Below are 10,098 nucleotides of genomic sequence, written 5' to 3' on the forward strand. Positions count from 1 at the left end.
TGCTGATCAGTACTTACTTTTAGTGGCTGAAATAATTGAGATGGATGAATGAAACAATTTAAATTAGGCTTAGTTATTAATCCTATAGCAGGAATTGGCGGTAGCGTAGCGTTAAAGGGAAGTGACGGTGTTGGTATTGCTGAACAAGCTATCGCGCTCGGGGCTGCCCCAAAGTCTAATGCACGAGCATCACTTGCGTTGGAAATATTATTACCTTATCGAGACAGTATTGTTATTTATACGGCTACTGGCGATATGGGTGAGAGCTTAGCGCAAGCATTAGGATTTAAAACAGAAGTTGTATATAAACTTACAAATGCAATAACTACAGCGTTTGATACAGAGCAGGCTGTAACAACATTAATTAAGCATGACATTGACTTACTGTTGTTTGCTGGCGGTGATGGCACAGCTCGTAATGTTTGCCATATCGTTGAAGACAAGTTTCCTGTATTAGGCATTCCTGCCGGTTGTAAAATTCATTCAGGTGTTTATGCTATTACGCCTAAAGCGGCAGGGCGCGTGGTTGAGCTAATGATCACCAATCAGTTGGTTAGCTTAACTGATGCTGATGTTATGGATATAGATGAAAGTTTATTTCGCCAAGGCATAGTTAAAGCAAAACGTTTTGGAGAAATGCAGGTGCCATCCGAGTTGCGTTATATTCAAGCGGTTAAATCAGGTGGTAAAGAGTCTGACGAATTAGTTTTGCAAGATATCGCCGCTGATGTTATTTCAAAAATGGATGACGAACTGTTTATTATCGGCTCAGGCTCTACTACAGCATTTGTAATGGAAGAACTGGGATTAGAAAATACTTTGCTTGGCGTTGATGCTATATGTGAGCAAGCGTTAATGGCGAATGATTTAACTGAGCCACAACTATGGCAGTTAATTCAACCATACGCACCAGGTAAAGTTAAACTTGTGATCACGTTAATCGGTGGCCAAGGACATATATTTGGTCGCGGCAATCAACAATTGAGCCCGCGCGTTATTCGCGCTATAGGTAAAGAAAATATTTTTATTATAGCGACGAAAACTAAATTGAATGCGCTGCAAGCTCGACCATTAATTGCCGATACTGGCGATAACGAACTCGACATAGAGTTGTCAGGCTATTTAGCCGTGACTACTGGTTATAATGATCAAGTATTATACCCAGTTGCCAGCCCGCAATAGTTAACGATAAAAATTTAAACATTAAATATTTTAAAACTGGCAATGTTGAACACTTGCCTAAATGAACTTGGAATTAAGTATGCAATTTGAAAACCTTACCGCGTTATATCATTTTTTAGATGAACAAGTAGAGCAAGATGTTAGTGCCGACGAGCTATTCGCAGGCAGTTATCTAAGAGGCTTTATTAGTTTGGCGGGCAGTGAATATGGCGATGAGTCACAAGTATTAACACAAGCGCTAGCAACAAATATTAGTGAGAAACTACAAGCTGCTCGCACAGAGCTTACACCGCAAGATCGTCAAATAGTGCAAGATTATTGGCTTCAACTTCAAACGGCATTTACTGAATAATACAGTTTTACACATTTTAAAAGCAGCTGTTCATTTTGAATTAGCTGCTTTTTTCATTTTAGAGTGTGGCCAATAGACGATTATTTATTTCAATTAACATCAGTTTTAAGCACAAAGTTTAATCGAATTTACGACGAATAATATCTCGAATAACAAAACGGTTTGGCGCTAAGTTAAATAACTGTTCATTGTTTAATGGGTATGGCGTACCGCAAATATCTGCAGTTAGTATATCGGCCAATAATGGTGCTGTACAAAGCCCACGCGCGCCCAACCCCGTTAGCATATATAGATTGTCAATAATTGGGGCAGGTTGGTTATAGCGCCAACGTTTATCTTTACTTAGATGCGGATATTGCTGTTTATGGGCGTCTATATCTGGCATTGCACCTACCATAGGTAAGTGATCAGGTGTCATACATCTTAAGCGGGCTTTGCTTTGTATAATATCTTTGGTATTCCAGTCAGTTAACCCCGGTAAACACTTATCTAGCATGTTGAGGTTAAATTGGTCGTCTTCGGTTTTGTTTTCTGTGTCAAAACTGTTCTTTTGGAAGGTGGCTCCGATACAGTGTAAATTTTTGTTTTCTGGCGTTAAGTAACCTTTATGACAAATAACCGTTGATAACGATTTAATTTTGTCATTACTCGCCATGCTACTCACTTGGCCACGAACAGATGTTAAAGGTAATTGCTTTATTAAATTTAGCGGGATGCCTTGAGCGCCACCGCAATAAATTAGCATACCGACTAAATGGTTTTCTTTATCACTTTGCAATAACCATTTTCCATCAGCTTGCTGGTTAATATTGTTTATTTTACAACCCGTTTCTATTCGCAAGCGATTAGTTGATTCTGCGGCACTGAAAATTTGTTTAACCAATTGAGCAGGGGCTATCCAACCGGCTTTTGGGAAAAATAACCCTCCATGATCAAGCGCTATGCTTGCTAACTCACTCGCTGTTTGTTTATCAACACTGTGGATAAGGCTTTTTGGCCACACAGTTGAGTTTTCAATATGCTGTTGACGAAGTGCTAAAGCGGGCTTGTAAGATATTTCTAATAGGCCGCACCAGTCGTGATCAAAATTAAAGCCTTGCGCCAATATGCTTTTATAATAACTTACGGCTTGCTCGAAAGCTTGTTGGTAAAACAGACTAATATCGTCAGCCTGTTGATGAATCAATGGGTATAGCGCAGCAATATGATTACTAGAGGCACCTTGAGCCACACTAAAGTCTTGGCAGTATACGGTAACTTTAACGCCCGCTTTTGTTAACGCATAAGCCGCACATGCTGACGCAATACCGCCACCAATAATACTGACTTGCTGTGGTTTAGCGATAATTGGTCGTTGTTGATAGCCTGTGCCTGAATCAGGATTTTGTTGAAAAACGCCGCTGAGCATTTCATCCTTTTTACCATTAGTAGGGCGCTTTTCTACCCGAAAGCCGGCCGAAATTAATTGGCGTTTAACTTTACCCGAAACCGTAAAGGTCGATAAGGTCGCTTGCTCTTTAGATAAACGCGTTATTTGTTGGAAAAGCCCCGTATGCCACATTTCAGGGTTTTTAGCCGGTGAAAAGCCATCGAGATACCAAGCGTCAACTATCGCTGAAACGCGGGTGTTTTTATCGCTCGCTAATTGCGCTAAGCCTAGTGTTGCATCGTTAAATATTAATTGTAGGGTAACAGCGCCATTTAAAAAACTCAGAGTAATGTCTTGCTCTGGGTGTTCAGGGTATTGGGCGATTAACTGTTGACTGTATTGTTCAAGCTCAGGCAATATTTTCAACGATTGGGACAATTGCGCTTTGGATAATGGATATTTCTCGACACTGATAAAATGCAAAGTGCTGTCTGCTGCTGTTCTTGTGTTCTGTCGGTTTTGGCTTTGCTTTAGTTGGTCAAATGTCGCAAGCGTGAGTAAAAAGTTTAAGCCGGTGCCGAAACCGGTTTCTGCAATAACAAATTTTTCGGGGTATTTGGCTAACCTTGTTTTAATTTTATTACCGTTAATAAATACGCACTCACTTTGGCTTGTGCCGTGGTTTGTATCAAAATAGATATCTTCAAATTGGCTTGAATAAGGTGAACCGTCACTTTGAAAGGTAATCTTTGTTTGATCAATCACAATATTAACGTCTTCCGTTGTAGGTAAAAAAAGGTTATTTTACATATTATTACAAAGGACTGTCATAAAAATGAAAACATTCAGTGTACAAGTGTACGCTGGACAGACCAGTATAGGGGGCAAAAGTATGTATGATACGCCCAGATTTTTTAATTGAATATGGTTATTTATATGAAACGTGTAGTTATCACCGGATTAGGTATTGTATCAAGTATTGGTAATGATGCAGAAGAAGTATTAGCGTCGTTAAAAGAAGGTCGTTCAGGTATTACCCGTGCTGAAAGTTTTGCTGAAATGGGTTTACGCAGTCAAGTTTGGGGCAAACCTGAAATTGAAGTAAAAGACCACATTGACCGTAAAGCATTACGTTTTATGGGTGAAGCGTCAGCTTTTGCCTATATAGCCATGGATCAAGCAATTAAAGATTCAAAATTAACCCCTGAGCAAGTATCGAATTTCCGTACCGGTATTGTTGCTGGCTCTGGTGGCGCATCTTCAGAAAACGTAGTAAATTCTGCTGATATTCTGCGTGAAAAAGGCGTTAAACGCGTTGGTCCATACGCCGTGCCTAAAACAATGTCGAGTACTATCTCAGCATGTTTAGCGACACCGTTTAAAATTTTAGGCGTTAACTATTCAATTAGTTCTGCCTGTGCTACCAGTGCTCATTGTATTGGTCATGCGGCTGAACTTATTCAATTAGGTAAGCAAGACGTTGTATTTGCTGGTGGCGGTGAAGAAGTTCATTGGTCACTTGCGATGATGTTTGACGGCATGGGCGCATTATCTTCTAAATACAACGATACACCAGAAATGGCTTCTCGTACTTATGATGCAGACCGCGACGGTTTCGTTATTTCAGGCGGCGGCGGTATGGTTGTGGTTGAAGAACTTGAACATGCTCTAGCACGTGGCGCGCATATTTATGCTGAGATTGTTGGCTACGGTGCAACATCAGACGGTTACGATATGGTTGCTCCTAGTGGTGAAGGTGCTATACGTTGTATGCAACAAGCCATGCAAGGTGTTGACGCTAAAGTTGATTACTTAAATACTCACGGTACTTCTACACCCGTTGGCGATGTTAAAGAGCTTGGTGCAATACAAGCTGTATTTGGTAAAGACTCTCCAGCAATAAGTGCTACGAAAGCAATGACCGGCCATGCACTAGGTGCTGCAGGTGTTCATGAAGCTATTTTCTCATTATTGATGATGGAACATAGCTTTGTAGCTCCATCAATTAATATCAATACCTTGGATGAACAAGCAGAAGGTTTAGATATAGTGACTGAAAAGCGCGATATGGAACTTAACTTGGTTATGTCAAACAGCTTTGGTTTTGGCGGCACTAACGCAACACTTGTTATGCAAAAGTATAAATAATAAGTCGACGTTTGATCAGCAGTGGCCTAATTTTCCACTAAGCTTGGTTAAATCTAAAAACCGTTAATATGTTAACGGTTTTTTTATACGTAAAAATCATGAAAACGACAACAAATATGTTCTCGCTACGATGTTTTTTTTATTAAATTTAGCTACAATGAGCATCCTGTTTGTTATTGATTATGTTTGCCTTATTATGCCCCATTGTATAATTGAATATTCCGCAACGATTACTGAAAGTTTACCTGTAGAACAGCTAATGCATGCTGTTTATAAAGGTGCCAACCAAAGCGAACTTTTCGCCTCAAGTGATATAAAAGTGCGTGCATGCGCATTTGACAGTTTTTACTTGCCCGGCGCTGAACAGGTGTTTGTGCATGTAAATTTAAAAATATTATCAGGGCGCGATTTGTCACAACGTAAAAGTTTAAGTGAGAGTGTTAGTAATCAACTTGAGCGCTTGGGTATCGATAACGCGGTAATTACTGTCGAAGTAACAAAAATCGAAAAAGAAAGCTATGTTAAGAAGATAACATCAACGGTATAGCGTTTCACTTTTCTGCATGAGTGTTGGTTGGAACTTTACATGAATATTTTTTATGACGAAAACATGCCGTTTGCGGCAGAGTTTTTTTCAGATTTAGGTGATTTAACAGCGTTTTCTGGCCGCACTTTGACATCAGCAGATGTTCGTGATGCTGACGTGCTGTTAGTGCGCTCAATTACGAAAGTAAATGAGCACTTGTTACAGCAAAATAAAGCGTTAAGTTTTGTTGGCACTGCGACCATTGGCGTTGATCATATTGATCAACAATACCTGAACAATAGAAACGTAAAGTTTCATTCTGCTCCTGGTTGTAATGCTATCTCTGTCGCTGAATACGTGCTTAGCGCTTTAGTGGTATTAGCAGAGCGGTATTTATTCTCTTTATCAACATTAACCGTGGGTATTGTCGGAGCAGGTAATACGGGTTCAAGATTAAGCGAAAAATTAAGTGCGTTAAACATTAAGCATGTTTTATGTGACCCCTTATTAGCTGAAAATTCAGCTGATATGCGAGACTTTGTTTCGCTTGAGGAGGCACTAAATTGTGATGTGGTTTCGTTGCATGTTCCTCTCACGAGAAAGGGCGAAAACCCAACGTACCATTTATTAGATGCCGCAAGACTAGCGAAACTTAAAGACCACCAAATATTGATTAATGCTTGTCGTGGAGAAATTATCGACAATAATGCTTTATTGAAAATGAAGCAGCAGGGCCACCCTTTAAAGTTAGTTTTAGATGTGTGGGAAAATGAGCCGACTATATTATTAGCGTTAATCTCGCATTGTGAAATTACTACGGCACACATTGCTGGTTATAGCTTAGAAGGAAAAGCTCGTGGCACAGAAATTCTGTATCGGGCATTATGCCAACAGTTAGATATTTTACCAAGTAAGCAACTCGCTGACTTTTTACCGGTACCGGCAATTAGTGCGATTGAAATTAAACAAGACTTTGATGAAATACTGCTAAACCAACTTGTCAAAATGGTTTACGATGTCAGACGTGACGATGCAATTTTTCGTCAACAAATTAATATTCAAGGATTTGACTATATTCGCAAAACATACCCGACTCGCCGGGAATTTTCGGCAATAAAGGTAACCTTGAATAACGCGTTGAGCTCAGATGCGCCACATCAGCTTGGCTTTAATAAATAAACTGGATAAAAGAGAGAGGATCATGGCACAGAAATTTGATGTTTGCGTACTAGGTGCAACGGGATTAGTTGGTAAAACAATTATTGAAATATTAGAACAACGTGATTTTCCTATTAACAAGTTATATCCACTGGCCAGTGCTCGTTCGGCAGGTGAATTTATCGAGTTTAACGGTGAAAGCATTGAAGTTTTAGATGCTGATAATTTTGATTGGAGCCTTGCACAAATAGGTTTCTTTTCAGCAGGTGGAGCTACTTCAGCTAAATACGCACCAATTGCTGGTGAAGCGGGTTGTATTGTTATTGATAATACTTCTGAGTTTCGTTACGACGCCGATATTCCATTAGTGGTACCTGAAGTAAATCCTCAAGCACTTGCTGAATACCGCAATCGCAATATTATTGCTAACCCTAATTGTTCAACCATTCAAATGATGGTGGCTTTAAAGCCTATTTATGACGCCGTGGGTATATCTCGTGTTAATGTTTGTACTTATCAGTCTGTTTCTGGCGGCGGTAAAGCAGCAATGGACGAGTTAGCGAAACAAACTGCCGATCTATTATCTGGCAAGCCTGTTGAGTCGAAAAATTTCTCTCGTCAAATCGCCTTTAATGTTATCCCACAAATTGATGTATTTCTTGAGAATGGTTACACCAAAGAAGAAATGAAAATGGTTTGGGAAACGCAAAAAATACTTGGCGATGATACAGTAATGGTTAACCCTACCGCTGTTCGCGTTCCGGTATTTTTTGGTCATGGCGAATCATTGCATATTGAAACTAACTCTCCTATTTCAGCTGAAGAAGTAAAAGCGTTATTGAGTGAAGCACCAGGGATAGTGGTTTGTCATAATGATGAAGACTTCCCAACGCAAATTACTGATGCTAGCGGCAAAGATGAAACGTTTGTTGGCCGAATTCGAGAAGATATTAGCCACAACAACGGTATTAATATGTGGATTGTTGCTGATAACGTTCGAAAGGGCGCAGCCACAAACAGCGTACAAATTGCTGAGTTATTAGTCAAAGATCACCTTAGCGAGTATTAATAGTCGTTAAGTTGTAGATTTATTAAAGAAAAATGAAAACCCGTCGTTATAATAAGCGACGGGTTTTTTTGTTTTATTTCACTTAGCGCAAATTAAGGATAAGATAAGAACTGTTGTATTAAACTGATAACATAGTAAAAAAGCTATAAAAGCATTTATCCAAGTATCTGGCAGTAATTATTTAATAACTGGAATAATTTTTGCTTCTCAATCTCCTGACTTGGACCCGTCATTGTATTGACGAATAATCATTATAAATAGGAAATTTTAATGCAAACATTTTTACGCCTGTGCCTTTGGCAGGTACTTATTATTAGCATTAGCTGCTTTAGTCTTCCAGCAATGGCTGAAGATGACGGTATACGTATTCGTGGTCCAAAATCTACCGATGCTTTTCCTTACGACCGTTATGGCCCGATCACAGGCAAAGATACTTTATGGAATATTGCACTAAAAGTACGACCTGATCCGCGCTTGTCAGTTTACCAAGTCATGCAAGCCTTATATGAGCATAACCCTGGCTCTTTCAAAGAAAATAATCTAAATCACATGATTAGTGGCCAGTATTTAAAACTGCCACCTATAGACGTAATACGAGCAATTAATACTGATTCTGCGCAACAAAAGTCACGTAGCGATGATAAGGCTTGGCAAAAGAAAGTTGCTAAGGTTGTTAAAGTTGCGCCTAAAAAAATACAATTACCAGAAGAAGCTTCGGTAAATAAAAAAGATTTAGATGCTGCAAAATCAGAAATAAATGTGCAATTAAAAGCAATAGACAGCACACAACAACAAAGATTAGCCACGATTCAAAATGATGTTTTAGATTCTATTGATGGCCTTCAAAGTTTATTAAAAGAAAACGAAGCACTGCGTCAGCGACTTACAAGCTTTAATGACCAACTTGACGTTATGCAAAGCGAAGTTGCTAAAAGCAAAGAAATTAAAATTCAAATGGACGATATGATCTCACTTCAACAAGAGCTTTTAACAAAAGCTGAAGCCAGAGAACAAGCGTTATTAATTGAAAAACAAAAAGCCGAACTTGAAGAAGGCAATTTAATGTCGAGTTCATGGTTCGTTGCGTTAATGGCGACATTGCCGGCGATTTTAATTTTGTCATTATTAGCCTTTTTATTTCGACGAAAAGCCAATAAAGAAAGTGATGACAGCTTAGCGTCTGACAGTAAAGAAAAGAACGTCGATGCTGAAGCTAAACCAACAACTCAACCCGTGTCAGAAAACATCGAAAACGAATTAACGCTAGAAGATGAATTAAGCCTTGATGATGAACTGTCACTCGACGATGAGCTATCAATAGACTTATCTGAAAATGATGAAGATCATGATGATTTATTTTCAGATGATTTAGATGCGCTTGATGAAGACGTAATTCAACTAGATGACGACTTAGATGACTTATCTGATTTAGGTGAACTTGAAGATATTGCTTTAGACAGTGAAGAGGACACTATTGCTTTAGATGATGACCTAATTGAAGGTGAAGCCTTAGAAGGGGGTCAACTGGATCAAAGTGACTTAGATTCTCTATTTGCAGGTTTAGAGGATGAAGTAGAAAACGAAGATGAAATTTCCCTTGATTCAGACGAGACGGATCAGGACGAATTAGAAAGTTTACTTGCTGAAACCTCTGCAAATGCACCCCAATCAAACGAAGATGAAGAGTTATTGACTCAGCCTGAGGATATTGATGCTTTACTTGATGCCGCAGGAGAGCCTGATGAGTTGACCGAAGACTCTGAGGTCGATATCAGCGAAGTGTCAGAACCTTATGATATTGATGCTCTGTTAGACGCGGTCAGTGAAGTACAGGAGAGCGCTAGTGAAGAAGCTTCATTAGATATTTCAGATCCTAATGACATTGATGATTTGCTTGATTCGATTAACGATCAAGGTGATGCATCTAATGAGGATGACACGTCAACTGAAGACAACCTTGAAGTAGCAGACCCTGATGATATTGATGCACTGCTAGATTCGATTAACGATCAAGGTGATGCATCTACTGAGGATGACACGTCAACTGAAGACAACCCTGAAGTAGCAGACCCTGATGATATTGATGCACTGCTAGATTCGATAAATGATCAAGGTGATGCATCTAATGAGGATGACACGTCAACTGAAGACAACCTTGAAGTAGCAGACCCTGATGATATTGATGCACTGCTAGATTCGATAAATGATCAAGGTGATGCACCTACTGAGGATGACACGTCAAGTGAAGACAACCTTGAAGTAGCAGACCCTGATGATATTGATGCACTGCTAGA

8 protein-coding genes are annotated in these 10,098 nt (G+C 39.4%); 7 read left to right on the plus strand and 1 reads right to left on the minus strand.

Annotation, left to right across the window (positions count from 1 at the left end; translation table 11 throughout):
- Positions 1–48: 48 nt before the first annotated feature.
- Complete coding sequence (locus tag H4J50_RS10570) at positions 49–1,182, plus strand: ATP-NAD kinase family protein (protein WP_182256269.1); 1,134 nt, start codon at positions 49–51, stop codon at positions 1,180–1,182.
- 79 nt (positions 1,183–1,261) lie between these two features.
- Positions 1,262–1,534, plus strand: a complete 273-nt coding sequence (locus H4J50_RS10575) for a YfcL family protein (protein ID WP_239059110.1) — start codon at positions 1,262–1,264, stop codon at positions 1,532–1,534.
- A 118-nt stretch (positions 1,535–1,652) separates the two neighbouring features.
- Here H4J50_RS10575 and mnmC read toward each other — a convergent pair whose 3' ends face one another.
- Positions 1,653–3,668: a bifunctional tRNA (5-methylaminomethyl-2-thiouridine)(34)-methyltransferase MnmD/FAD-dependent 5-carboxymethylaminomethyl-2-thiouridine(34) oxidoreductase MnmC gene (gene mnmC, locus H4J50_RS10580; RefSeq protein ID WP_310733262.1), complete on the minus strand. Its 2,016-nt coding sequence runs from the start codon at positions 3,666–3,668 to the stop codon at positions 1,653–1,655.
- 171 nt (positions 3,669–3,839) lie between these two features.
- Between mnmC and fabB the strand changes: the two genes are divergently transcribed.
- The 5 genes from fabB to H4J50_RS10605 all read left to right on the plus strand — a co-directional run.
- Positions 3,840–5,051 carry a beta-ketoacyl-ACP synthase I gene (gene fabB / locus H4J50_RS10585; protein WP_182256271.1) on the plus strand — a complete coding sequence of 404 codons (1,212 nt, stop codon included), beginning with the start codon at positions 3,840–3,842 and terminating at the stop codon, positions 5,049–5,051.
- Between the two features lie 196 nt (positions 5,052–5,247).
- Positions 5,248–5,598: a 5-carboxymethyl-2-hydroxymuconate Delta-isomerase gene (locus H4J50_RS10590; RefSeq protein ID WP_108457747.1), complete on the plus strand. Its 351-nt coding sequence runs from the start codon at positions 5,248–5,250 to the stop codon at positions 5,596–5,598.
- Between the two features lie 39 nt (positions 5,599–5,637).
- On the plus strand, positions 5,638–6,756 hold the full coding sequence (locus tag H4J50_RS10595) for a 4-phosphoerythronate dehydrogenase (protein WP_182256272.1): 1,119 nt from the start codon (positions 5,638–5,640) through the stop codon (positions 6,754–6,756).
- A gap of 22 nt (positions 6,757–6,778) precedes the next feature.
- Positions 6,779–7,804, plus strand: coding sequence for an aspartate-semialdehyde dehydrogenase (locus H4J50_RS10600; RefSeq protein WP_108455255.1), 1,026 nt, complete (start codon positions 6,779–6,781; stop codon positions 7,802–7,804).
- Positions 7,805–8,074: 270 nt separating this feature from the next.
- Positions 8,075–10,098 (plus strand): FimV/HubP family polar landmark protein (locus tag H4J50_RS10605; RefSeq protein WP_310733263.1); only part of this gene is annotated, 2,024 nt, incomplete at its 3' end.

It is taken from the genome of Colwellia sp. 6M3, assembly GCF_014077595.1.
Lineage (GTDB): Bacteria > Pseudomonadota > Gammaproteobacteria > Enterobacterales > Alteromonadaceae > Cognaticolwellia.

Excerpts from the sequence above, each read along its gene's own strand:
- H4J50_RS10570 (WP_182256269.1), top strand. The coding sequence starts at position 49 with ATGAAACAATTTAAATTAGGCTTAGTTATTAATCCTATAGCAGGAATT.
- fabB (WP_182256271.1), top strand. The coding sequence starts at position 3,840 with ATGAAACGTGTAGTTATCACCGGATTAGGTATTGTATCAAGTATTGGT.
- H4J50_RS10595 (WP_182256272.1), top strand. The coding sequence starts at position 5,638 with ATGAATATTTTTTATGACGAAAACATGCCGTTTGCGGCAGAGTTTTTT.
- H4J50_RS10590 (WP_108457747.1), top strand. The coding sequence starts at position 5,248 with ATGCCCCATTGTATAATTGAATATTCCGCAACGATTACTGAAAGTTTA.
- H4J50_RS10575 (WP_239059110.1), top strand. The coding sequence starts at position 1,262 with ATGCAATTTGAAAACCTTACCGCGTTATATCATTTTTTAGATGAACAA.
- H4J50_RS10600 (WP_108455255.1), top strand. The coding sequence starts at position 6,779 with ATGGCACAGAAATTTGATGTTTGCGTACTAGGTGCAACGGGATTAGTT.